Below are 22,913 nucleotides of genomic sequence, written 5' to 3'. Positions count from 1 at the left end.
CCATGAAGCGTGCACTCAACTACGCCCTGCTGCTGGCGATCCTGCTCGCCGTCGCCGTCTCCTTCGTCGGCCTCGGCCTGGACTTCTCCGGGCTGACCAGCGCCCGGGGGCTGGCGCTGATGGCCGACTACGCCGCTGGCTTCTTCCCGGCCGATTTTTCCGCCGCGCACCTCGCCCAGATTGGCCGCGCCAGCCTGGAAACCCTGGCCATGTCGGCACTGGGCACCCTGCTCGCCGCGCTGCTCGGCCTCGCCCTGGCCCTGCCGGCCGCCGGGCGCTTCGGTGCCGTCGCTGGCGCGCTGGCGCGCTTCGTGCTCAATGCCCTGCGCTCGATTCCGGAACTGGTGTGGGCGGCGCTGATGGTGCTGGCCGCCGGGCTGGGGCCGAATGCCGGCACCCTGGCCCTGGCTCTGCATACCACCGGGGTGCTCGGCCGGCTGTTCGCCGAGGCACTGGAGAACACTCCAGGCGAACCGGCCGAGGCCATCCGCCTGGCCGGCGGCGGGCACGTCGCCGCCTTCGTCTACGGCACTCTGCCGGGGGTATGGCCGCAGCTGATCGCCTACTCGCTGTACCGCTGGGAGAACAACATCCGCATGGCCAGCGTGCTCGGCTTCGTCGGTGCCGGCGGTCTCGGCCAGATGCTCTACGTCAGCCTCAGCCTGTTCCAGCAGGCCCAGGCCGCCACGGTGATCCTCGCCATGCTGCTGCTGGTGCTGGCGGTGGATGCGCTGAGTGGCTGGGCGCGCCAGCGCTGGGTCAGCCACTAGCCGCTGGCGGTCCGCCGCGGTCAGGAGCCAGCGTTCGGGTCATGGGCGCTCAACGGCCCGCCGACGGCCGCTTTGAGCTTGGCGCGGAGGTCCTCGAAGGTGGCGTCGAATTCCTTGTGGTGACGCAGGACCGGGCTGTGGTTGATCGGCATGCCATGCTTGGCGGCAACCTTCCCCACCGTGCTGGCGAAGTTGAACACGGTATCGTGGGACATCTCGAAGGCTTCCTCGAAAGGCTTGCCGTCGATCTCGCCAGTCATGCGGAAGTGCACCATCGGCCCGTCCTTGGCGCCGGGACGCACTTCGTAATAGAAATCGACGTTGTAGGTTGGCAGGCCTAAAGCGGCCACCGGGTTGAATACGTGTACATGACCGGGCTCGAACATGATTGCATTCCTCCTATTGGAAACTGCAGTCAGTCTAGTCCGACTTTCATGCCCAGCCCGCCGGCACCGGATCAGTGCAAGGACGGCGCCACGCGCTCCTGCACCAGCACCCAGGGCGCCACCACCACCGCCCACAGCTGCGGATCGCGCGCCTGGTAATCCTCGGCATCCGCCACCGCCATCTTGCGTAGGCTGCCCGCAGTCAGCCAGACGCTGACCTTCGCCCCGTCATCCTCGGCCAGCGCTTCGGCCACCGCCACCAGATCCAGCTCGCCGGCCACCCGCAGGACGTTGCCGCCGGCGAAGAAGCGCTGCAGCTCCTGCCAGGTAATCGTGGCGGTTTCGCCAAGCAGCTTGGCATAGAGGGTGCTAGGTTCAGAATTAGGGGCAGACATGGAAGCTCACCTTCAGTCGGGGACGCCATGATAGCGCTCAGCCATGTGGAGACAAGCCTGCACAGTCGGCTGTAGTGCAGCGCAAACTGTCGGGACGCTTCCGGGCACTGGCTTTTTGCGTGGCTACACGGCAACTTAGCGGCGTGATCAGAAGCTTGTTGCAGATTGATGGCTGAGCCCCGGTCTGCACCACATACAACGAAGACAACAGTGGAGCATTTATGAGCAAAGTCACAGGGAAGCTTTCCCGGCTGTTCGCCGCCATTGCCATGGCCGGCTGCGCCAGCCACAGCCTGGCGGCGGACACCCTCAAGATTGCCATCGCCGGCCCGGTAACCGGTGCGGTGGCCCAATACGGCGAGATGCAGTTCGTCGGCGCGGAAATGGCCATCGAGCAGATCAACAAGGCCGGCGGGGTCAACGGCCAGATGCTCGAAGGCGTGCACTACGACGATGCCTGCGATCCCAAGCAGGCCGTGGCAGTGGCCAACAAGGTCGTCAACGACGGCATCTCCTTCGTCGTCGGCCACCTCTGTTCCAGCTCCACCCAGCCGGCGTCCGACATCTACGAGGACGAAGGCATCCTGATGATCAGCCCGGCCGCCACCAGTCCGGACATCACCGCCCGCGGCTACCAGATGATCTTCCGCACCATCGGCCTGGACAGCCTGCAGGGCCCCACCGCCGGCAAGTTCATCGCCGAGACCATCAAGCCGGCCAGCATCGCGGTGATCCACGACAAGCAGCAATACGGCGAAGGCATCGCCACCGCGGTCAAGCAGACCGTGGAGCAGGCCGGCATCAAGGTCGCCCTGTTCGAGGGCATCAACAGCGGCGACAAGGACTTCTCCTCGCTGATCGCCAAGCTCAAGCAGTCCGGGGTCGACTTCGTCTACTACGGCGGCTACCACCCGGAACTCGCCCTGCTGATGCGCCAGAGCGCCGAGAAGGGCCTCAAGGTCCGCTTCATGGGACCGGAAGGCGTGGGCAACTCGGAGATCTCCGCCCTCGCCGGCCCGGCCTCCGAAGGCATGCTGGTGACCCTGCCGAAGTCCTTCGACCAGGATCCGAAGAACCAGGCGCTGGTCGAGGCGTTCAAGGCCAAGAAGCAGGACCCGTCCGGCCCCTTCGTGTTCCCGTCCTATGCCGCCGTGCAGGTGATCGCCGAAAGCATCGACAAGATCGACAGCACCGACCCGGTGAAGGTCGCCGAAGCCCTGCGCAGCAACAGCTTCGAGACGCCCACCGGGACGCTGGCCTTCGACGATAAGGGCGACCTGAAGGACTTCAGCTTCGTGGTCTACGAGTGGCACGCCGACGGCAGCAAGACCGAGGCCAAGTAACCCAAGCGTCCGGCCGGGTACCTGCCCGACCGCGACATGACCCCGCAGCGCCGGCGGCGGATCCCGCCGGCGCCTGCAGGATTCGATCCCTGCGCAACCGGACGACCAGCCCGGACGAACTGATGTAGGCAAGGCTCCGGACGCATGGCCAGCGGCCGAGGCTTGCGCGCATCCGTCAGCACCGCCGCAGCGATCCTCAGGAGAGGCGTCATGCCCGAGATCTACCACTACCTGCAACAACTGGTGAACGGCCTCACGGTCGGCAGCACCTACGCCCTGATCGCCATCGGCTACACCATGGTCTACGGCATCATCGGCATGATCAACTTCGCCCACGGCGAGGTATACATGATCGGCTCCTATGTGGCCTTCATCGCCATCGCCGGCCTCGGCCTGCTGGGCCTGGAGAGCCTGCCGCTGGTGATGTTCGCCGCCTTCGCCGCCAGCATCATCGTCACCAGCGCCTACGGCTACAGCATCGAGCGGGTCGCCTACCGCCCGCTGCGCGGCAGCAACCGGCTGATCCCGCTGATCTCGGCGATCGGCATGTCGATCTTCCTGCAAAACCAGGTGCTGCTGGCCCAGGACTCCAAGGACAAGGCCATCCCCAACCTGCTGCCGGGCAACTTCGTGTTCGGCGAGAGCACCATGAACGGCGTGGTGCTCTCCTACATGCAGGTACTGATCTTCGCCGTCACCCTGGCGACCATGCTCGGCCTGACCCTGTTCATTTCCCGCTCGCGCCTGGGCCGCGCCTGCCGCGCCTGTGCCGAGGACATCAGGATGACCAACCTGCTCGGCATCGACAGCAACCGCATCATCGCCCTGACCTTCGTCATCGGCGCGGCGCTGGCCGCGGTGGCAGCGGTGCTGCTGGGCATGCAGTACGGCGTGATCAACCCGCACATCGGCTTCCTCGCCGGGATCAAGGCGTTCACCGCCGCGGTGCTCGGCGGCATCGGCAGCATCCCCGGCGCCATGCTCGGCGGCCTGCTGCTCGGCGTGGCCGAAGCCTTCGGCGCCGACCTGTTCGGCGACCAGTACAAGGACGTGGTGGCCTTCGGCCTGCTGGTGCTGGTGCTGCTGTTCCGCCCGACCGGCATCCTCGGCCGCCCGGAGGTGGAAAAGGTATGAGCAGCTCGATGACTGGCAAGAACCTCAAGACCGCCTTCTTCAGCGCCCTGCTGGTGCTGGCGGTGGCCTACCCGGTGCTCGGCCTCAAGCTGACCACCGTGGGCATCCGCGTCGAGGTACACGGAGCCAGCCCGCTCACCCTGTGGGTCATCGCCGCCTGCGCACTGGCCATGTTCGTCTGGCAACTGACCCGCGAACGCATCGCCGGTGCCTGCTCCGGCATCCCGCGCCCGTCCATGCCCAGCGGTGCCGGCAATTTCCTCACCCTGCCCTCGACCCAGCGCTGGGCGCTGCTGGCGCTGGTGGTCGTCGGCCTGGCCTGGCCGTTCTTCGGCTCGCGCGGCGCGGTGGACATCGCCACCTTGATCCTGATCTACGTGATGCTCGGCCTCGGCCTGAACATCGTGGTCGGCCTGGCCGGCCTGCTCGACCTCGGCTACGTCGGCTTCTATGCGGTCGGCGCCTACAGCTATGCCCTGCTCTCGCACTACTACGGCCTGGGCTTCTGGACCTGCCTGCCGATCGCCGGGGCCATGGCCGCGCTGTTCGGCTTCCTGCTCGGTTTCCCAGTGCTGCGTCTGCGCGGAGATTACCTGGCGATCGTCACCCTCGGCTTCGGCGAGATCATCCGCATCCTGCTGCGCAACATGACCTGGCTGACCGGCGGGCCCAACGGCATCAGCGGCATCGACAAGCCGACCCTGTTCGGCCTGACTTTCGAGCGCCGCGCCCCCGAGGGCATGCAGACCTTCCACGAGTTCCTCGGCATCGCCTACAACTCCAACCACAAGGTGATCCTCCTCTACCTGATCGCCCTGCTGCTGGTACTGCTGGCCCTGCTGGTGATCAACCGCCTGATGCGCATGCCGCTGGGCCGGGCTTGGGAAGCCCTGCGTGAGGACGAGATTGCCTGCCGCGCGCTGGGCCTCAACCCGACCCTGATCAAGCTGTCGGCCTTCACCCTGGGCGCATGCTTCGCCGGCTTCGCCGGCAGCTTCTTCGCCGCCCGCCAGGGCCTGGTCAGTCCCGAGTCGTTCACCTTCATCGAGTCGGCGATCATCCTCGCCATCGTGGTGCTCGGCGGCATGGGCTCGCAGCTCGGCGTGATCCTCGCCGCGGTGGTGATGATCCTTCTGCCGGAGCTGGCCCGTGAATTCAACGAATACCGCATGCTGATGTTCGGCGCCCTGATGGTGCTGATGATGATCTGGCGCCCGCAAGGCCTGCTGCCGATGCAGCGCCCGCATCTGGAGGTGCGACCATGAGCCGTCCCCTGCTTGAGGTCCGCGACCTGTCCATGCGCTTCGGCGGCCTGCTGGCGGTCAACGGCGTATCCCTCGACGTGCAGACGAAGCAGGTGGTGTCGATGATCGGCCCCAACGGCGCCGGCAAGACCACCGTGTTCAACTGCCTGACCGGCTTCTACCAGCCCAGCGGCGGCAGTATCACCCTCAAGGGCGAGGCGATCCATGGCCTGCCCGGGCACAAGATCGCCCGCAAGGGCGTGGTGCGCACCTTCCAGAACGTCCGCCTGTTCAAGGACATGACCGCGGTGGAGAACCTGCTGGTGGCCCAGCATCGCCACCTCAACACCAACTTCCTCGGCGGCCTGCTGAAGACCCCGGCGTTTCGTCGCAGCGAGCAGGACGCCATGGAGTTCGCCGCCCACTGGCTGGATCGCGTCGACCTGCTCGAGGTGGCCAACCGCCCGGCCGGCACCCTGGCCTACGGCCAGCAGCGTCGTCTGGAAATCGCCCGCTGCATGATGACCCGCCCGCAGCTGCTGATGCTCGACGAGCCGGCCGCCGGCCTCAACCCACGCGAGACCGAGGAACTCAAGCAGATGATCGGCGTGCTGCGCGACGAACACGGCGTCACCGTGCTGCTGATCGAGCACGACATGCATCTGGTGATGAGCATTTCCGACCACATCTACGTGATCAACCAGGGTACCCCCCTGGCGGACGGCACGCCGGAGCAGATCCGCAGCAACCCGGACGTGATCAAGGCCTACCTGGGGGAAGCCTGAGCCATGCTGAGTTTCGACAACGTCTCCACCTTCTACGGCAAGATCCAGGCGCTGCGCGGGGTCAGCCTTGAGGTGCGCAAGGGCGAGATTGTCACCCTGATCGGCTGCAACGGCGCCGGCAAGTCCACCCTGCTGATGACCCTGTGCGGCTCGCCGCGCGCCGCCAGCGGCAGCATCCGCTACGAGGGCGAGGAGCTGGTCGGCCAGGACTCCTGCGACATCATGCGCAAGAGCATCGCCATCGTCCCGGAGGGACGGCGGGTATTCGCCCGCCTCACCGTGGAGGAGAACCTGGCCATGGGCGGCTTCTTCACCGCCAAGGGTGACTACCAGGAACAACTGGACAAGGTCCTCGAGCTGTTCCCCCGCCTCAAGGAACGCTATGCCCAGCGTGCCGGCACCATGTCCGGCGGCGAGCAGCAGATGCTCGCCATCGGCCGCGCGCTGATGAGCAAGCCACGCCTGCTGCTGCTCGACGAGCCGTCGCTGGGCCTGGCGCCGATCATCATCCAGCAGATCTTCGCCATCATCGAGCAGCTGCGCGAGGACGGCGTCACAGTGTTCCTGGTCGAGCAGAACGCCAACCAGGCGCTCAAGCTGGCCGATCGCGGCTACGTGCTGGAGAACGGCCGGATCGTCCTGCAGGACAGCGGCGCTGCGTTGCTGGCCAACCCGGAGGTGCGCAAGGCCTACCTGGGCGGCTGATCGCACCGAGCGCACAAATCGCAGGCACAAAAAAGGGCGACCGAAGTCGCCCTTTTTTCATGAACAGTCAGAACTTAGTTCTGGTTGCTCATTTGTGCCTTGATCAGGTCGCCGATGGTGGTCGGGCCTACGCTCACGTCTTGCTTGCGCAGTTCCTTCATCGCTTCCTTCTCTTCAGCCACGTCCTTCGATTTGATGGACAGGCTGATCACGCGGCTCTTGCGATCCACGCTGATGATCTTGGCTTCGACTTCTTCGCCTTCCTTCAGCACGTTGCGCGCGTCTTCAACGCGGTCACGGCTGATTTCGGAAGCCTTCAGAACGCCTTCCACTTCGTTGGCCAGAGTGATGATGGCGCCCTTGGCGTCAACTTCCTTCACGGTGCCACGAACAATGGTGCCTTTCTCGTTCAGGGCGGCGTAGTTGGAGAACGGATCGTCTTCCAGCTGCTTGATGCCCAGGGAGATGCGCTCGCGCTCCGGATCGACCGACAGGATCACGGTGTCCAGCTCGTCGCCCTTCTTGAAGCGACGCACGGCTTCTTCACCGGCTTCGTTCCAGGAGATGTCGGACAGGTGAACCAGGCCGTCGATGCCGCCGTCCAGACCAATGAAGATACCGAAATCGGTGATCGACTTGATGGTGCCGGAGATGCGGTCGCCCTTGTTGAACTGACCGGAGAACTCTTCCCACGGGTTCGGCTTGCACTGCTTGATGCCGAGGGAGATACGACGACGCTCTTCGTCGATGTCCAGGACCATGACTTCCACTTCGTCGCCGACGTTGACGACCTTCGACGGGTGGATGTTCTTGTTGGTCCAGTCCATTTCGGACACGTGCACCAGACCCTCGACGCCTTCTTCCAGCTCTGCGAAGCAGCCGTAGTCGGTGAGGTTGGTGACGCGCGCCTGAACGCGGGTGCCTTCCGGGTAACGAGCCTTGATGGCAACCCACGGATCTTCGCCCAGCTGCTTCAGACCCAGGGAGACGCGGTTGCGCTCGCGGTCGAACTTCAGCACCTTGACATCGATCTCGTCGCCAACGTTGACGATCTCGGACGGATGCTTGATGCGCTTCCAGGCCATGTCGGTGATGTGCAGCAGACCATCGACGCCGCCCAGGTCAACGAACGCACCGTAGTCGGTGAGGTTCTTGACGATACCCTTGACCTGCTGGCCTTCCTGCAGGGACTCGAGCAGAGCTTCGCGCTCGGCGCTGTTCTCGGCTTCCAGCACGCTGCGACGGGAAACGACAACGTTGTTGCGCTTCTGGTCGAGCTTGATGACCTTGAACTCGAGTTCCTTGTTTTCCAGGTGCGCGGTGTCGCGTACCGGACGCACGTCAACCAGCGAACCCGGCAGGAATGCGCGGATGCCGTTGATGTCGACGGTGAAGCCGCCCTTGACCTTGCCGTTGATGATGCCCTTGACCACTTCTTCGGCAGCGAACGCAGCTTCCAGAACGATCCAGCACTCGGCGCGCTTGGCCTTCTCGCGGGACAGCTTGGTCTCGCCGAAGCCATCTTCCACGGCGTCCAGCGCGACGTGAACTTCGTCACCAACCTTGATGGTCAGTTCGCCCTGCTCATTGTAGAACTGCTCGACCGGGATGACGCCCTCGGACTTGAGGCCGGCATGCACGGTGACCCAGTCACCGTCGATGTCGACCACGATGCCGGTGATGATGGCACCCGGCTGCATGTCGAGGGATTTAAGGCTTTCTTCAAAGAGTTCTGCGAAGCTTTCGCTCATGTTCATACCTGTTGATCAAGGGCACAGGAAATATGCCCGATCCGCACCCCAGTCGGCACGGGTTCGTTGTCATATGGAGGTGGGCGGCATGGGACTGGTTTCCCGTCCACCTCATCTGGATCACCCAGCCAGGTCGCGTGCGGCGACTTCGGCGAGGATGCGTTCCAGTACCTGCTCGATCGAGAGTTCAGTGGAGTCCAGCAGTATGGCGTCTGACGCCGGCTTCAGCGGAGCCACTGTGCGCTGCGTGTCGCGTTCGTCACGGGCGCGGATCTCTTCCAGCAGACTTGACAGATTAACACCAGCTACCTTGTCCTTCAACTGCAGGTAGCGCCGCCGGGCGCGTTCCTCGGCGCTGGCGGTGAGGAAAATCTTCAGCGGCGCATCGGCGAATACCACGGTGCCCATGTCGCGACCGTCGGCCACCAGACCGGGCGAAACGCGGAAATCGCGCTGGCGCTGCAGCAGCGCGCTGCGCACGCCGGGCAGCGCGGCGACCTGCGAGGCGCCGGCGCCGGCCTGCTCGGTACGCAGCTCGTCACCGACCTCCTCGCCCTCGAGGAGGATGCGCTGGCCGTGCAGGCCTTCCTGGGCGGCGACGAACTGCACGTCCAGGTTGGCGGCGAGGGTTTCCAGGGCCGTCTCGTTGTCCAGGCCGATGCCGTGGCGACCGGCGGCCAGCGCCAGCAGGCGATACAGCGCGCCGGAGTCGAGCAGGTGCCAGCCCAGCTGGCGTGCCAGCCGGCTGCACACCGTGCCCTTGCCCGAACCGCTCGGCCCGTCGATGGCGATGACCGGGGCCAGGGCGGTCATTGCTCGCCCTCCTTGGCCACGCGCACGCCGACCTCGGCGCAGAGGGCGAGGAAGTTGGGGAACGAGGTGGCCACGTTGGCGCAGTCGTGGATGCGGATCGGCGCGCTGGCGCGCAGCGAGGCGACGCTGAACGACATGGCGATGCGGTGATCGCCGTGGGCCCACACCTCGCCGCCACCGATCGGACCGCCGTCGATGACGATGCCATCGGCGGTCGGCTCGGCCTTGACGCCGCAGGCCTGCAGCCCGTCGGCCATCACCTGGATACGGTCGGACTCCTTGACCCGCAGCTCCTCGGCGCCGCGCAGCACGGTGCGCCCCTCGGCGCAGGCGGCAGCGACGAACAGTACCGGGAACTCGTCGATGGCCAGCGGCACCAGGTCCTCGGGGATCTCGATGCCTTTCAGTTTCGCCGAACGCACGCGCAGGTCGGCCACCGGCTCGCCGCCGACGATGCGCTGGTTTTCCAGGGTGATGTCGCCGCCCATCAACTTGAGGATGTCGATCACCCCGGTGCGGGTCGGGTTGATGCCGACGTGTTCGAGAACCAGCTCGGAGCCATCGGCGATGCTCGCCGCCACCAGGAAGAAGGCTGCCGAGGAAATGTCGGCCGGCACCTCGATCTGGGTGGCGGTCAGCGCGTGACCGCTCTCCACCCTGGCGGTGGCACCCTGCACCTCGACCGGGTAGCCGAAGCCGCGCAGCATGCGCTCGGTGTGGTCGCGGGTCGGCGCAGGCTCGGTCACCGAGGTCGAGCCTTCGGCATACAGGCCCGCCAGCAGCAGGCAGGACTTCACCTGGGCGCTGGCCACCGGCATGTCGTAGTGCATGCCGGTCAGGCGCTGACCGCCCTTGATCGACAGCGGCGGGCGGCCCTCCGGACCGGTCTCGATCACCGCGCCCATCTCGCGCAGCGGCTTGGCCACGCGATTCATCGGCCGCTTGGACAGCGAAGGGTCGCCGGTCAGCACGGTGTCGAAAGGCTGCGCGGCGAGCAGGCCGGAGAGCAGGCGCATCGAAGTGCCCGAGTTGCCCATGTACAGCGGGCCGGCCGGGGCCTTGAGGCCGTGCAGGCCGACGCCGTGCACGGTGACGCGGCCGTGGTGCGGACCTTCGATGACCACGCCCATGTCGCGGAACGCCTGGATGGTGGCCAAGGCGTCCTCGCCCTCGAGGAAGCCTTCCACCTCGGTGGTACCCTCGGCCAGCGAGCCGAGCATGATCGAGCGGTGGGAGATGGACTTGTCGCCCGGGACGCGGATCCGTCCGTTCAGGCTGCCGCCCGGCTGGGCCAGGAAAATCAGGTCGTTGGAATGCATGGCGTCCACATAGGCCCGACGGGCCAGAATTTTGCTGAAATGCTCACGGGCGACGCGGGCGCGGGTGAACACGCCCAGCAGTCGATGCCCGTCTCCATGATCGATCGCCTCGCGCAGACCATCGAGGTCGCTGCGGAAGCGGTCGAGAATGCGCAGCACCGCCTCGCGGTTGGCGAGGAAGATGTCGTGCCACATCACCGGATCGCTGCCGGCGATGCGGGTGAAATCGCGAAAGCCACCGGCAGCGTAGCGGAAGATCTCGAGGTTCTCGCTCTGGTGGGCCAGCGAGTCGACCAGGCCGAAGGCCAGCAGGTGCGGCAGGTGGCTGGTGGCGGCGAGCACCTCGTCGTGGTGCTCGACGGCCATGTGCTCGACGTCGGCACCCAGCGCCCGCCACAGGCGGTCGATCAGCGCCAGCGCCGCCGGCTCGGTCTCGGCCAGCGGGGTGAGGATCACCTTGTGGCGGCGGTACAGCTCGCCGTTGGCCGCCTCCACGCCGCTCTGCTCGGAGCCGGCGATCGGGTGGCCGGGTACGAAGCGGGCGATGCGCGCACCGAGCACCTGGCGCGCGGCGCGCACCACGTTGCCCTTGGCGCTGCCGGCGTCGGTGAGCACCGCATCGCCCAGCTCGAGGCTGGCCAACTGGGCAAGCACCTTCTCCATCGCCAGGATCGGCACTGCCAGCATGATCACCTCGGCGCCGACGCAGGCCGCGGCCAGCTCGCTTTCGCAGCGGTCGACCACGCCCAGCTGCACCGCCAGGCGGCGCGACTCGGCGTCCAGATCGACGCCCACCACCTCGCGGCACAGGCCCAACTGGCGCAGGCCCTTGGCGAAGGAGCCGCCGATCAGGCCGAGACCGACCACCACCAGGCGGCCGACCAGCGGCTCAGGCCTGCGTTCAGCCACGACCGAGCACCTGGGTCAGCGCCGCGAGGAAGCGGGCGTTTTCCGCCTCGGTGCCGATGGACACGCGCAGGAAGGTCGGCATGCCGTAGCCGGCCACCGGACGGACGATCACGCCGCGCTCCAGCAGACCCTGGTTGATCGGCGCGGCGTCGGTACCGAAGTCGACGGCGAGGAAGTTGCCCTTGCTGGGAATCCACTTCAGGCCCAGCTCGCGCAGGCCGGCTTCCAACTGCGCCATGCCGGCCGCATTGACCCGGCGGCCTTCGGCCAGGTACTCGGCGTCATCCAGCGCGGCGCAGGCGGCGACCAGAGCCAGGCTGTTGACGTTGAACGGCTGACGCACGCGGTTGAGCACGTCGGCCACCTGCGGCGAGGAGGCGGCATAGCCGACGCGCAGGCCGGCCAGACCGTAGGCCTTGCACAGGGTGCGGGTGACGATCAGGTTCGGGTAGCGCGCCAGGTATTCGAGGCCGTTGGGCAGTTCGGAGCCTTCGGCGAATTCGATGTAGGCTTCGTCGAGCACCACCAGCACGTTGGCCGGCACGCGGGACAGGAACGACTCCAGCGCATCCGGGCCGAACCAGGTGCCGGTCGGATTGTTGGGGTTGGCGACGAATACCACGCGGGTATTGGCGTCGATCGCCGCCAGCATGGCCTCCAGGTCGTGACCATGGTCCCTGGCCGGCACGGCGCGACCCTCGGCACCGGTGGCCTGGGTGGAAATCGGGTAGACGGCGAAGGCGTACTGGCTGAACACCGCATTCAGCCCCGGCGCCAGCCAGGCGCGGGCGATCAGGTCGAGCACGTCGTTGGAGCCGTTGCCCAGGGTGATCTGCGCAGGATCGAGGCCGAAGCGTTCGGCCAGCTTGGCCTTGAGCCGGTAGCCGCTACCATCCGGGTAACGGGTGATGTCAGCCAGTTCGGCGCGGATCGCCTCCAGCGCCTTGGGCGACGGGCCCAGCGGGTTCTCGTTGCTGGCCAGCTTGACGATGCCGGCCGGGTCGAGGTTCAGCTCGCGGGCCAGTTCGTCGACCGGCTTGCCCGGCACGTAGGGGGACAGTTTCTGCACACCCGGCACGGCCAGGGCGAGGAAATCACAGCTCATCGGTTTGTCTCCGGCAAGGATCGCCGGCCGCGGGGCAAAGGCGACCCGGACCGGCACAGACGCGGTTTACAGTACGGCGTTGGGGTAGGAGCCGAGCACCTTGACGGCCACGGTTTCCTGGCTGATCTGCTCCAGCACGTCCTTGACCAGCGGGTCCTGCTGGTGGCCGACGAAGTCGATGAAGAACACGTAGGTCCACTTGCCGCTGCGCGACGGGCGGGTCTCGATGCGGGTCAGGTCGATACCGCGGGCCTGGAACGGCACCAGCAGATCGTGCAGCGCCCCCGGCTTGTTGTTGGTGGAGACGATGATCGAGGTCTTGTCGTCGCCGGTCGGCGGCACTTCCTGGTTGCCGATGATCAGAAAGCGCGTGGAATTGTCCGGGCGATCCTCGATCTTCTCGGCCAGCTTGGTCAGCCCATACAGCTGGGCGGCCATGTCGCCGGCGATCGCCGCGCTGTTCCACTCGCTCTTCACCCGCTTGGCGGCGTCGGCGTTGCTCGACACCGCGACGCGCTCGACGTTCGGGTAGTGCGCATCCAGCCACTTGCGGCACTGGGCCAGCGACTGGGCGTGGGAGTAGATGCGCGAAATCTTGTCGGTCTTGGTGTTCTCACCGACCAGCAGGTGGTGGTGGATGCGCAGCTCCACCTCGCCACAGATCACCAGATCGTGCTCGAGGAAGCTGTCGAGGGTGTGGTTGACCGCGCCCTCGGTGGAGTTTTCCACCGGCACCACGCCGAAGTTGACCGCGCCGGCGGCCACTTCGCGGAACACCTCGTCGATCGCCGCCATCGGCTGGCTGATCACCGCATTGCCGAAGTGCTTGAGCGCCGCGGCCTGGGTGAAGGTGCCCTCCGGGCCGAGGTAGGCGACCTTGAGCGGGTGCTCGAGGGCCAGGCAGGACGACATGATCTCGCGGAACAGGCGCGCCACTTCCTCGTTGCCGAGCGGTCCCTGGTTGAGCTCCATGATGTGCTTGAGCACCCAGGCTTCGCGCTCGGGACGGTAGAACACCGGCTGCTCACCGGGCTGCAGCGAGGCCATCTTGACCCGCGCGACTTCCTCGGCGCAGCGCGCGCGCTCGCTGATCAGGCCGAGGATCTGCTCATCGAGGCTGTCGATGCGCACGCGCAGGGCCTGCAACTGCTCCTTTTCGGAGATCACATCCGTCATCAGCCGTGCTCCTTCTCGAACTCGGCCATGTAGGCGACCAGCGCCTGCACCGCGTCGAGACCGACCGCGTTGTAGATGGAGGCCCGCATGCCGCCGACCGAACGGTGGCCCTTGAGGTTGAGCAGGCCGCGCGCCTCGGCGCCGGCGAGGAACACCTTGTCGAGCTTCTCGTCGGCCAGGCGGAACGGCACGTTCATCCACGAACGGGCGTTCTTGGCGATCGGGTTGGTGTAGAAGGCGCTGGCGTCGATGGCGCCGTAGAGCAGCTCCTGCTTGGCGCGGTTGCGCTGCTCCATCGCCTCGAGGCCGCCCTGCTCCTTCAGCCACTCGAACACCAGGCCGGACAGGTACCAGGAGAAGGTCGCCGGGGTGTTGTACATCGAGCCGTTGTCGGCGGCGACCTTGTAGTCGAGCATGGTCGGGCAGATGCTGCGCGCCTTGCCGAGCAGGTCTTCGCGGATGATCGCCACCACCAGGCCGCTGGGGCCGATGTTCTTCTGCGCACCGGCGTAGATCATGCCGAACTGCGACACGTCGATCGGCCGGGAGAGGATGTCCGAGGACATGTCGACCACCAGCGGCACCTCGCCCAGCTCCGGCACCCAGTCGAACTGCAGACCGCCGATGGTCTCGTTGCTGGCGTAGTGCAGGTAGGCGGCGTTCTTGCTCAGCTGCCAGTCGTTCTGCCCGGGGATGGCGAAGAAGTCGTAGGCCTTGGCGCTGGCGGCGACGTTGACGTTGCCGAAGCGGCGCGCTTCCTCGAGGGCCTTCTTCGACCAGATGCCGGTGTCGACGTAGTCGGCGATGCCGTCTTCGGGCAGCAGGTTCAGCGGAATCTGCGCAAATTGCTGGCTGGCGCCGCCCTGCATGAACAGCACCTTGTAGTTCGACGGAATGCTCAGCAGGTCGCGCAGGTCCTGCTCGGCCTTCTCGGCGATGGCGACGTAGTCGTCGCTGCGGTGGCTCATCTCCATCACCGACAGGCCCTTGCCGTGCCAGTCGAGAAGTTCGGCCTGGGCCTTTTGCAGAACGGCTTCGGGCAGCGCGGCCGGGCCGGCGCAGAAATTATGGGCTCGCATGCTCACATCCACTCTCAGTTGTTGGGCGCAGGGCGCCACGCGCCCTTCGCCGATATTGCTGCGACCGCAGGCGGCGAGCCGCCTGCGCCTGCTTACTCTTCGCTGACCTGCGGCTCGATCTCGTCGTTGGCCGCCAGGTCTGCGCCGATCACCGCCGCACTGTCCGCCAGCTCGTCATCCTCGCCATTGTCCGACGGCTCCTGCACGCGCTCCAGACCGACCAGGGTCTCGTCGCTGGCCAGCTTGATCAGGGTCACGCCCTGGGTGTTGCGGCCCAGCGAGGACACCTCGTCGACACGGGTGCGCACCAGGGTGCCCTGGTCGGAGATCAGCATGATCTCCTCGCCGTCCTGCACCTGGATGGCACCGACCAGCCGGCCGTTGCGCTCGTTGCTGACCATGGCGATCACACCCTGGCCGCCGCGGCCGCGCTGCGGGAACTCGTCGATGGCGGTGCGCTTGCCGTAGCCGCGCTCGGAGGCGGTGAGGATCTGCGCCTGCGGTTCGGGGATCAGCATGGAAATCAGCTGCTGGCCGTCCGCCAGGCGCATGCCGCGCACGCCGCGGGCGGTACGGCCCATGGTACGCACGTGTTTTTCCTTGAAGCGGATGACCTTGCCGCCGTCGGAGAACAGCATGATCTCCTTTGCGCCATCGGTGATGGCGGCGGCGATCAGGGTGTCGCCCTCCTCCAGCTTGAGGGCGATCAGGCCGCTGCTGCGCGGCTTGCTGAACTGCACCAGCGGGGTCTTCTTCACGGTACCGAAGGCGGTGGCCATAAAGATGTAGGCGCCGGTCGGCTCGTCCGGATCAAAGTCGGCCACCTCGGCATCGCTGTCTTCGGCGCTTTCCGCCTCGACCAGCTCGCCCTCGATCACCAGGCCTTCGTTGTCGTCCAGCTCCTCATCGGCGCCGGCGCTCTGCTGCAGTGCCTCGAGGTCGACCTGCAGCATCGCGGTGATGCGCTCGCCCTCGTCCAGCGGCAGCAGGTTGACCAGCGGACGGCCACGCGCGGTGCGCGAAGCCTCGGGAATCTCGAAGGTGCGCAGCCAGTAGACCTTGCCCTTGCTGGAGAACAGCAGCAGGGTGGCGTGGCTGTTGGCGACCAGCAGGTGCTCGATGTAGTCCTCGTCCTTCACCCCGGTGGCCGACTTGCCACGCCCGCCGCGACGCTGCGCCTGGTAGGCGGCCAGCGGCTGGGACTTGGCGTAGCCGCCGTGGGAGATGGTCACCACGCGCTCTTCTTCGGTGATCAGGTCGGCGATGGTCAGGTCGACCTGGGAGGCGACGATCTCGGTGCGCCGCGCATCGCCGAAATCGGCCTTGACCTTCTCCAGCTCCTCGCGGATGACTTCCAGCAGGCGCACCGGATTGCTCAGGATGCGCAGCAGCTCGCCGATCTGCAGGAGGATCTCCTGGTACTCGGCCAGCAGCTTCTCGTGCTCCAGTCCGGTCAGGCGGTGCAGGCGCAGCTCGAGGATGGCCTGGGCCTGTTCCGGCGACAGGTAGTACTTGCCCTCGCGCAGGCCGTACTGCGGATCGAGGTCGTCCGGACGGCAGGAGTCGGCGCCGGCGCGCTCGACCATGGCTTCCACCGCGCTGGACTCCCAGGCGGTGGCGATCAGGCGTTCCTTGGCCTCGGCCGGGGTCGGCGACTGCTTGATCAGCTCGATCACCGGGTCGATGTTGGACAGCGCCACCGCCTGGCCTTCGAGGATGTGGCCGCGCTCGCGGGCCTTGCGCAGCTCGAACACGGTACGCCGGGTCACCACTTCGCGGCGGTGACGGACGAACACCTCGAGCATGTCCTTGAGGTTCAGGGTACGCGGCTGGCCGTCGACCAGCGCCACCACGTTGATGCCGAACACGCCCTGCATCTGGGTCTGCGCGTAGAGGTTGTTGAGCACCACCTCCGGCACCTCGCCGCGACGCAGCTCGATGACCACGCGCATGCCGTCCTTGTCCGACTCGTCGCGCAGCTCGCTGATGCCCTCGAGCTTCTTCTCCTTGACCAGCTCGGCGATCTTCTCGATCAGGCGCGCCTTGTTCAGCTGGTAGGGCAGCTCGGTGACCACCAGCTGCTGGCGGCCGCCGACCTTGTCGATGTCCTCGACCTCGACGCGGGCACGCATGTAGATGCGGCCACGGCCGGTGCGGTAGGCCTCGATGATGCCGGCGCGGCCGTTGATGATCCCCGCTGTAGGGAAGTCCGGGCCGGGGATGTAGTGCATCAGCTCGTCGACGGTCAGCTCGGGGTTGTCGATCAGCGCCAGGCAGCCGTCGATCACCTCGCGCAGGTTGTGCGGCGGGATGTTGGTGGCCATGCCCACGGCGATGCCGCTGGAGCCGTTGACCAGCAGGTTGGGGATCTTGGTCGGCATGACCGCCGGGATCTGCTCGGTGCCGTCGTAGTTGGGCACCCAGTCGACGGTTTCCTTGTCCAGATCGGCGAGCAGCTCGTGGGCCAGCTTGGCCATGCGCACTTCGGTGTAACGCATGGCGGCAGCGTTGTCGCCGTCCACCGAACCGAAGTTGCCCTGGCCATCGACCAGCATGTAGCGCAGCGAGAACGGCTGGGCCATGCGCACGATGGTGTCGTACACCGCGGTGTCGCCGTGCGGGTGGTACTTACCGATGACGTCACCGACCACACGGGCGGACTTCTTGTACGGCTTGTTCCAGTCGTTGCCCAGCTCGCTCATGGCGAACAGCACGCGCCGGTGCACCGGCTTCAAGCCGTCGCGCGCGTCCGGCAGGGCACGCCCGACGATCACGCTCATCGCGTAGTCGAGGTACGACTGCTTCAGCTCGTCTTCGATATTGACCGGGAGAATTTCTTTGGCCAGTTCGCCCATGAGAAGCCTGGTTCCTTTGTTCTAGGCAGGTGCCAGCAGAGTGGCATCGCGCGCAATACTGGAAGGCCCTTGCGGGCCTTTTAAAAAGAGGCAGGAGCTTACCACAAGCGTCCTCGGCGGACACCCGCCAGCCCGCGTCAGTGCAGGCGCTTGCGGCACATCAATTGGGCCATTTTCTTCGCATCCGGACGCTCGACCACGCCCTTCTCGGTGACGATGGCGTCGATCAGATCGGCCGGGGTGACGTCGAACACCGGGTTGACCGCATGCACCTCGGCGGCCACGCGCTGGCCGCCGATTTCCAGCAGCTCGCGACCGTCGCGCTCCTCGATGGGGATGTCGTCGCCGCTCTCCAGACTCATGTCGATGGTCGAGCTGGGCGCCACCACCATGAAGCGCACGCCGTGGTGCATGGCGTTGACCGCCAGCTGGTAGGTGCCGATCTTGTTGGCCACGTCGCCGTTGGCGGTGATGCGGTCGGCGCCGACGATCACCCAGCTGATGCCTTCGGTCTTCATCAGGTGCGCAGCGGCGGCGTCGGCATTCAGGCTCACCGGGATGCCCTCGCCGGCCAGCTCCCAGGCGGTCAGCCGGGCGCCCTGCAGCCAGGGCCGGGTCTCGTCGGCGAACACCCGCTCGACCAGGCCGGCGACATGCGCGGCGCGGATCACCCCCAGCGCGGTGCCGAAGCCGCCGGTGGCCAGGGCGCCGGTATTGCAGTGGGTCAGCAGCTTCTGCGCGCGGCGGTCGTGCTTGCGGATCAGCTCGACGCCGAGCTGGGCCATGGTCAGGTTGGCCTCGCGGTCGCTGTCGTGGATGCCGATGGCCTCGGCTTCCAGGGCGGCCAGCACGTCGTCGCCGTCCTGCAGACGAGCCAGGCGCTCGCGCATGCGGTCCAGCGCCCAGAACAGGTTGACCGCGGTCGGCCGCGAGGCCGCCAGCACGGCGAAGTCCTCCTCCAGCGCCGCCCGCCAGTCGCCGCCGGCGGCCAGCCGCGCGCGCGCGCCGAGCACCACGCCGTAGGCGGCGCTGATGCCGATCGCCGGGGCGCCGCGCACCACCATCAGACGGATCGCCTCGGCCACCCCGGCGGCGCTGTCGTAGCTGCGCCAGGTTTCCTCGAGCGGCAGCACGCGCTGATCGAGCAGATGCAGGACGCCGTCATGCCAGTCGATTGCCTTGACCTTTTCCGCCGCCAGCAGTTGCTCGCGCATGGGGAATACCTCGCCGATACCTGAAAAAGCCGCCGAGTATACCTGCTTGTCCCGGCTCGCGGCCGCTTCAAGACCGGCGCCGCAGCCGCTACACTCGCAGCCTCTCAGACGTCGCACCGGAAGCCTCGCCCATGCCCAGCACCACCGCCCCCCTGGATCTGCTCCTGCTCCCCGAATGGATTGTCCCGGTGGAGCCGGCCGGCGTGGTCCTGCGCGGGCATGCGCTGGGCATCCGCGACGGGCGCATCGCCCTGCTCGCCCCGCGCCAGCAGGCGCTGGCCATCCCCGCCCGCGAGCGCCGCGAGCTGCCGGGCATGCTGCTGGCCCCCGGCCTGGTCAACGCCCACGGCCACGCGGCGATGAGCCTGTTCCGCGGCCTGGCCGACGACCTGCCACTGATGACCTGGCTGCAGGAGCACATCTGGCCGGCCGAGGCCAAGTGGGTGAGCGAGGACTTCGTCCGCGACGGCACCGCACTGGCCATCGCCGAGCAGGTCAAGGGCGGCGTCACCGCCTTCTCCGACATGTACTTCTTCCCGCAGATCGCCAGCGAGGTGGCCCATGGCAGCGGCGTGCGCGCGCAGATCACCATTCCGGTGCTGAACTTCCCGGTGCCCGGCGCCCACGACACCGACGAGGCGCTGCGCCACGGCCTCGAACTGTTCAGCGACCTGCGCCACCACCCGCGCATCAAGGTCGCCTTCGGCCCGCACGCCCCCTACACGGTCAGCGACGACCGCCTGGAGCGGGTGCGCGTGCTGGCCGAGCAGCTCGACGCCGGCATCCACATGCACGTGCACGAGACCGCCCACGAGGTGCAGCAGGCCCTCGAGCAGCACGGCGAGCGGCCGCTGGCGCGCCTGGCCCGTCTCGGCCTGCTCGGCCCGCGCTTCCAGGCCGTGCACATGACCCAGATCGACGACCACGACCTGGCGCTGCTGGTGCAGCACAACAGCAGTGTGATCCACTGCCCCGAATCCAACCTCAAGCTGGCCAGCGGCTTCTGCCCGGTTGAGCGCCTGTGGCAGGCCGGGGTCAACGTCGCCATCGGCACCGACGGCGCGGCGAGCAACAACGACCTCGATCTGCTCGGCGAGACCCGTACCGCGGCGCTGCTGGCCAAGGCGGTGGCCGGCTCGGCCACCGCGCTGGACGCCCACCGCGCCCTGCGCATGGCCACCCTCAACGGCGCCCGCGCGCTGGGCATCGACGACGAGTGCGGCTCGCTGGAGGCCGGCAAGAGCGCCGACCTGGTGGCCTTCGACCTCGGCGGCCTGGCCCAGCAACCGGTCTACGACCCGGTCTCGCAGCTGATTTATGCCAGCGGCCGCGACTGCGTGAAGCACGTCTGGGTCGGCGGCAAGGCGCTGCTCGAGGACGGCCGCCTGACCCGTGTCGACGAGGACGAGTTGCTGGACAAGGCGCGCGCCTGGGGCACGAAGATCGCCGGGGCGTAGCGGATGGCGCGACACGCCGTGCGCCCCCAATCCGTGCGAAAACTGGCAAGATAGGCGTCTGACGCAACCAGCCTTGCCAACGGAATCCGCACCATGAGCAACGTCGACCACGCCGAAATCGCCAAATTCGAGGCCCTCGCCCATCGCTGGTGGGACCGCGAGAGCGAGTTCAAGCCGCTGCACGAGATCAACCCGCTGCGGGTCAACTGGATCGACGAGCGCGTCGGCCTGGCCGGCAAGCGGGTGCTCGACGTCGGCTGCGGCGGCGGCATCCTCAGCGAGTCGATGGCCCTGCGCGGCGCGACCGTAACAGCCATCGACATGGGCGAGGCGCCTCTGGCCGTGGCGCGCCTGCACCAGCTGGAGTCCGGGGTGCAGGTCGACTACCGGCAGAGCACCGCCGAGGCGCTGGCTGCGGAAATGCCCGGCCAGTTCGACGTGGTCACCTGTCTGGAGATGCTCGAGCACGTGCCCGATCCGGCCTCGGTGATCCAGGCCTGCCAGCGCCTGGTCAAGCCCGGCGGCCAGGTGTTCTTCTCGACCATCAACCGCAATCCCAAGGCCTACCTGCTGGCGATCATCGGCGCCGAATACCTGCTGAAGATGCTGCCGCGCGGCACCCACGACTTCAAGAAGTTCATCCGCCCCTCGGAACTGGGCGCTTGGTGCCGCGGCGCCAAGCTCGCGGTCAAGGACATCGTCGGCCTGACCTACAACCCGCTGAGCAAGACCTACAAGCTGGGCAACGACGTCGACGTCAACTACATGATCCAGACCTTGCGCGAGGAGTGAGCCGATGCGCTTGCGAGCGGTTCTGTTCGACATGGACGGCACGCTGGTCGACAGCGCGCCGGACTTCATCGCCGTGTGCCAGGCCATGCGCGCCGTGCGCGGCATGGCCCCGCTGGAGCCGCAGCGGATCCGCGACCAGGTGTCCGGCGGCGCACGGGCGATGGTCGCCTGCACCTTCGACCTCGACCCGGAACATCCCGAGTTCGACGCCCTGCGCCGCGAGTTTCTCGAGCGCTACCAGGCACACTGCGCGGTGCTCACCCGTCCCTTCGACGGCATCCCCGAGCTGCTCGCCGACCTCGAGCGCGCGCGCCTGCGCTGGGGCGTGGCGACCAACAAGCCGCTGCACTACGCCGAGCCGATCATGCAGCACCTGCAACTGGCCGAGCGCGCCGCGGTGCTGGTCTGTCCCGAGCACGTCAAGCGCAGCAAGCCCGACCCGGAGATGCTCCTGCTGGCCTGCCAGCAGCTCGGCCTCGACCCGCGCGAGGTGCTCTACGTCGGCGACGACGCCCGCGACATCGAGGCCGGCCGCGCCGCTGGCACGCGCACGGTGGCGGTGCGCTACGGCTACATCCACCCCGACGACAATCCCGGCCACTGGGGCGCCGACCTGGTGATCGGTCACCCCAGCGAGCTGCGCGAGGTACTCGACCGCGCCCTGTGCGGCTGCTGAACGGCCACTAAGACTTCCGGCGCATAGCCGCTGCCCCGCGCCTGCGCGACACTCGATGACAAACCAGGCGGCGCTCTGGCCCGGTGCAATCCGCCAGGCCCGCCCCAGCAGACAGCCGACACCCCGGCCACGGCGAGCGCCGCAAGGCGGCTCGCCATGCCGGTGCAGGTGTCGCTGCGCGAATTCCTTCTGCGATTTGAACGAGGCTCTACCCATGTTCCAATACTCCGCCCGCCCCGACCTGCTCAAGGATCGGGTGATCCTGATCACCGGCGCCGGCCGCGGCATCGGCGCCGCCGCCGCCCGGACCTTCGCCGCCCATGGCGCCACGGTGGTCCTGCTGGGCAAGACCATCGAGCATCTGGAGGAGGTCTACGACCAGATCGAGAAGGCCGGCGGCCCGCAGCCGGCGATCTTCCCGTTCAACCTGGAAACTGCCCAGCCGCACCAGTATGACGAGCTGGCGGCGACCATCGAGCGCGAGTTCGGTCGCCTCGACGGCCTGCTGCACAACGCGGCGATCCTCGGTCCGCGCACGCCGATCGAGCAGTTCTCCGGCGACAACTTCATGCGCGTCATGCAGGTCAACGTCAACGCGGTGTTCATGCTCACCAGCGTGCTGCTGCCGCTGCTCAAGCTGTCCAGCGATGCCTCGGTGCTGTTCACCTCCAGCAGCGTCGGCCGCAAGGGCCGCGCCTACTGGGGCGCCTACGCGGTGTCCAAGTTCGCCAACGAGGGCCTGATGCAGGTGCTCGCCGACGAAGTCGACGGCATCAGCGCAGTGCGCGCCAACAGCGTCAACCCCGGCGCCACCCGCACCAGCATGCGCGCCCAGGCCTACCCGGGCGAGAACCCGCTGCAGAACCCGACGCCGGAAGAGATCATGCCGGTCTACCTGTACCTGATGGGTCCGGACAGCAGCGGTGTCAACGGCCAGGCCTTCGACGCCCAGTAAGCCCCCGCGGGCGTCCGCCGCGACGCCCGTCTCCCCCTGCCGCCCCGCCG

At 67.2% G+C, this 22,913-nt stretch carries 20 protein-coding genes; 10 read left to right on the top strand and 10 right to left on the bottom strand.

What is annotated here, in order from left to right; genetic code table 11:
* Positions 1-2 precede the first annotated feature (2 nt).
* Entirely contained in the window at positions 3-770 is a 768-nt protein-coding gene (gene phnE / locus BMZ19_RS10920) for a phosphonate ABC transporter, permease protein PhnE (RefSeq protein WP_090310761.1), read from the top strand.
* Between the two features lie 20 nt (positions 771-790).
* Here phnE and BMZ19_RS10915 read toward each other — a convergent pair whose 3' ends face one another.
* Both BMZ19_RS10915 and BMZ19_RS10910 read right to left on the bottom strand, forming a co-directional pair.
* Positions 791-1,156, bottom strand: a complete 366-nt coding sequence (locus BMZ19_RS10915) for a DUF5064 family protein (RefSeq protein WP_090310759.1) — start codon at positions 1,154-1,156, stop codon at positions 791-793.
* A gap of 71 nt (positions 1,157-1,227) precedes the next feature.
* Entirely contained in the window at positions 1,228-1,551 is a 324-nt protein-coding gene (locus BMZ19_RS10910; RefSeq protein WP_090310757.1) for a DUF2288 domain-containing protein, read from the bottom strand.
* A 221-nt stretch (positions 1,552-1,772) separates the two neighbouring features.
* Here BMZ19_RS10910 and BMZ19_RS10905 point away from each other — a divergent pair, with 221 nt between their 5' ends.
* The 5 genes from BMZ19_RS10905 to BMZ19_RS10885 all read left to right on the top strand — a co-directional run bounded on the left by BMZ19_RS10905 (position 1,773) and on the right by BMZ19_RS10885 (position 6,762).
* Positions 1,773-2,894: a branched-chain amino acid ABC transporter substrate-binding protein gene (locus tag BMZ19_RS10905; protein ID WP_090310755.1), complete on the top strand. Its 1,122-nt coding sequence runs from the start codon at positions 1,773-1,775 to the stop codon at positions 2,892-2,894.
* 210 nt (positions 2,895-3,104) lie between these two features.
* Positions 3,105-4,028, top strand: coding sequence for a high-affinity branched-chain amino acid ABC transporter permease LivH (gene livH, locus BMZ19_RS10900; protein ID WP_090310753.1), 924 nt, complete (start codon positions 3,105-3,107; stop codon positions 4,026-4,028).
* Between the two features lie 8 nt (positions 4,029-4,036).
* Positions 4,037-5,293, top strand: a complete 1,257-nt coding sequence (locus BMZ19_RS10895) for a high-affinity branched-chain amino acid ABC transporter permease LivM (protein WP_090310834.1) — start codon at positions 4,037-4,039, stop codon at positions 5,291-5,293.
* Entirely contained in the window at positions 5,290-6,057 is a 768-nt protein-coding gene (gene livG, locus BMZ19_RS10890) for a high-affinity branched-chain amino acid ABC transporter ATP-binding protein LivG (protein ID WP_090310751.1), read from the top strand. Before BMZ19_RS10895 ends, livG begins: the two co-directional genes overlap by 4 nt.
* A gap of 3 nt (positions 6,058-6,060) precedes the next feature.
* Positions 6,061-6,762, top strand: coding sequence for an ABC transporter ATP-binding protein (locus tag BMZ19_RS10885; protein ID WP_090310749.1), 702 nt, complete (start codon positions 6,061-6,063; stop codon positions 6,760-6,762).
* 74 nt (positions 6,763-6,836) lie between these two features.
* On the opposite strand, the gene rpsA is transcribed toward BMZ19_RS10885, so the two are convergent.
* The 8 genes from rpsA to mtnA form a co-directional block, all read right to left on the bottom strand.
* Positions 6,837-8,513 (bottom strand): 30S ribosomal protein S1, encoded by a 1,677-nt coding sequence (gene rpsA, locus BMZ19_RS10880; protein WP_090310832.1) that lies wholly within the window; start codon positions 8,511-8,513, stop codon positions 6,837-6,839.
* 120 nt (positions 8,514-8,633) lie between these two features.
* Positions 8,634-9,326: a (d)CMP kinase gene (cmk, locus tag BMZ19_RS10875; protein ID WP_090310746.1), complete on the bottom strand. Its 693-nt coding sequence runs from the start codon at positions 9,324-9,326 to the stop codon at positions 8,634-8,636.
* Positions 9,323-11,554: a bifunctional prephenate dehydrogenase/3-phosphoshikimate 1-carboxyvinyltransferase gene (locus tag BMZ19_RS10870; RefSeq protein ID WP_090310744.1), complete on the bottom strand. Its 2,232-nt coding sequence runs from the start codon at positions 11,552-11,554 to the stop codon at positions 9,323-9,325. The genes cmk and BMZ19_RS10870 overlap by 4 nt, the downstream gene beginning before the upstream one ends.
* Positions 11,547-12,659, bottom strand: coding sequence for a histidinol-phosphate transaminase (hisC, locus tag BMZ19_RS10865; RefSeq protein WP_090310741.1), 1,113 nt, complete (start codon positions 12,657-12,659; stop codon positions 11,547-11,549). The genes BMZ19_RS10870 and hisC overlap by 8 nt, the downstream gene beginning before the upstream one ends.
* A 66-nt stretch (positions 12,660-12,725) precedes the next feature.
* Positions 12,726-13,835: a prephenate dehydratase gene (gene pheA, locus BMZ19_RS10860; RefSeq protein WP_425287165.1), complete on the bottom strand. Its 1,110-nt coding sequence runs from the start codon at positions 13,833-13,835 to the stop codon at positions 12,726-12,728.
* Positions 13,835-14,920 carry a 3-phosphoserine/phosphohydroxythreonine transaminase gene (gene serC, locus BMZ19_RS10855; RefSeq protein ID WP_090310739.1) on the bottom strand — a complete coding sequence of 362 codons (1,086 nt, stop codon included), beginning with the start codon at positions 14,918-14,920 and terminating at the stop codon, positions 13,835-13,837. The genes pheA and serC overlap by 1 nt, the downstream gene beginning before the upstream one ends.
* A gap of 86 nt (positions 14,921-15,006) precedes the next feature.
* Positions 15,007-17,769: a DNA gyrase subunit A gene (gene gyrA, locus BMZ19_RS10850; protein ID WP_090310738.1), complete on the bottom strand. Its 2,763-nt coding sequence runs from the start codon at positions 17,767-17,769 to the stop codon at positions 15,007-15,009.
* A gap of 137 nt (positions 17,770-17,906) precedes the next feature.
* The gene (gene mtnA, locus BMZ19_RS10845) at positions 17,907-18,983 is read right to left on the bottom strand and encodes an S-methyl-5-thioribose-1-phosphate isomerase (RefSeq protein ID WP_090310736.1); all 1,077 of its coding nucleotides are present in this window, start codon (positions 18,981-18,983) and stop codon (positions 17,907-17,909) included.
* A gap of 131 nt (positions 18,984-19,114) precedes the next feature.
* On the opposite strand from mtnA, the gene BMZ19_RS10840 reads away from it, so the two are divergent.
* The 4 genes from BMZ19_RS10840 (at position 19,115) to BMZ19_RS10825 (ending at position 22,863) form a co-directional block, all read left to right on the top strand.
* Complete coding sequence (locus BMZ19_RS10840; protein ID WP_090310735.1) at positions 19,115-20,440, top strand: TRZ/ATZ family hydrolase; 1,326 nt, start codon at positions 19,115-19,117, stop codon at positions 20,438-20,440.
* 93 nt (positions 20,441-20,533) lie between these two features.
* Positions 20,534-21,232: a bifunctional 2-polyprenyl-6-hydroxyphenol methylase/3-demethylubiquinol 3-O-methyltransferase UbiG gene (ubiG, locus tag BMZ19_RS10835; protein ID WP_090310734.1), complete on the top strand. Its 699-nt coding sequence runs from the start codon at positions 20,534-20,536 to the stop codon at positions 21,230-21,232.
* A gap of 4 nt (positions 21,233-21,236) precedes the next feature.
* Positions 21,237-21,908 carry an N-acetylmuramic acid 6-phosphate phosphatase MupP gene (gene mupP / locus BMZ19_RS10830; protein ID WP_090310732.1) on the top strand — a complete coding sequence of 224 codons (672 nt, stop codon included), beginning with the start codon at positions 21,237-21,239 and terminating at the stop codon, positions 21,906-21,908.
* A gap of 214 nt (positions 21,909-22,122) precedes the next feature.
* On the top strand, positions 22,123-22,863 hold the full coding sequence (locus BMZ19_RS10825; protein ID WP_090310730.1) for a YciK family oxidoreductase: 741 nt from the start codon (positions 22,123-22,125) through the stop codon (positions 22,861-22,863).
* The last annotated feature ends 50 nt before the right edge of the window (positions 22,864-22,913 follow it).

This window comes from Pseudomonas linyingensis (genome assembly GCF_900109175.1).
Classification (GTDB): Bacteria; Pseudomonadota; Gammaproteobacteria; order Pseudomonadales; family Pseudomonadaceae; genus Geopseudomonas; species Geopseudomonas linyingensis.
Note: the sequence above shows the minus strand (reverse complement) of the source record. Positions and strands in the feature narration are given on the sequence as shown.

Bases quoted from the DNA above. Each gene is read 5' to 3' on its own strand.
- phnE (WP_090310761.1), top strand. From the start codon at position 3: ATGAAGCGTGCACTCAACTACGCCCTGCTGCTGGCGATCCTGCTCGCC.
- BMZ19_RS10915 (WP_090310759.1), bottom strand. From the start codon at position 1,156: ATGTTCGAGCCCGGTCATGTACACGTATTCAACCCGGTGGCCGCTTTA.
- BMZ19_RS10910 (WP_090310757.1), bottom strand. From the start codon at position 1,551: ATGTCTGCCCCTAATTCTGAACCTAGCACCCTCTATGCCAAGCTGCTT.
- BMZ19_RS10905 (WP_090310755.1), top strand. From the start codon at position 1,773: ATGAGCAAAGTCACAGGGAAGCTTTCCCGGCTGTTCGCCGCCATTGCC.
- livH (WP_090310753.1), top strand. From the start codon at position 3,105: ATGCCCGAGATCTACCACTACCTGCAACAACTGGTGAACGGCCTCACG.
- BMZ19_RS10895 (WP_090310834.1), top strand. From the start codon at position 4,037: ATGACTGGCAAGAACCTCAAGACCGCCTTCTTCAGCGCCCTGCTGGTG.
- livG (WP_090310751.1), top strand. From the start codon at position 5,290: ATGAGCCGTCCCCTGCTTGAGGTCCGCGACCTGTCCATGCGCTTCGGC.
- BMZ19_RS10885 (WP_090310749.1), top strand. From the start codon at position 6,061: ATGCTGAGTTTCGACAACGTCTCCACCTTCTACGGCAAGATCCAGGCG.
- rpsA (WP_090310832.1), bottom strand. From the start codon at position 8,513: ATGAGCGAAAGCTTCGCAGAACTCTTTGAAGAAAGCCTTAAATCCCTC.
- cmk (WP_090310746.1), bottom strand. From the start codon at position 9,326: ATGACCGCCCTGGCCCCGGTCATCGCCATCGACGGGCCGAGCGGTTCG.
- hisC (WP_090310741.1), bottom strand. From the start codon at position 12,659: ATGAGCTGTGATTTCCTCGCCCTGGCCGTGCCGGGTGTGCAGAAACTG.
- pheA (WP_425287165.1), bottom strand. From the start codon at position 13,835: ATGACGGATGTGATCTCCGAAAAGGAGCAGTTGCAGGCCCTGCGCGTG.
- gyrA (WP_090310738.1), bottom strand. From the start codon at position 17,769: ATGGGCGAACTGGCCAAAGAAATTCTCCCGGTCAATATCGAAGACGAG.
- mtnA (WP_090310736.1), bottom strand. From the start codon at position 18,983: ATGCGCGAGCAACTGCTGGCGGCGGAAAAGGTCAAGGCAATCGACTGG.
- BMZ19_RS10840 (WP_090310735.1), top strand. From the start codon at position 19,115: ATGCCCAGCACCACCGCCCCCCTGGATCTGCTCCTGCTCCCCGAATGG.
- ubiG (WP_090310734.1), top strand. From the start codon at position 20,534: ATGAGCAACGTCGACCACGCCGAAATCGCCAAATTCGAGGCCCTCGCC.
- mupP (WP_090310732.1), top strand. From the start codon at position 21,237: ATGCGCTTGCGAGCGGTTCTGTTCGACATGGACGGCACGCTGGTCGAC.
- BMZ19_RS10825 (WP_090310730.1), top strand. From the start codon at position 22,123: ATGTTCCAATACTCCGCCCGCCCCGACCTGCTCAAGGATCGGGTGATC.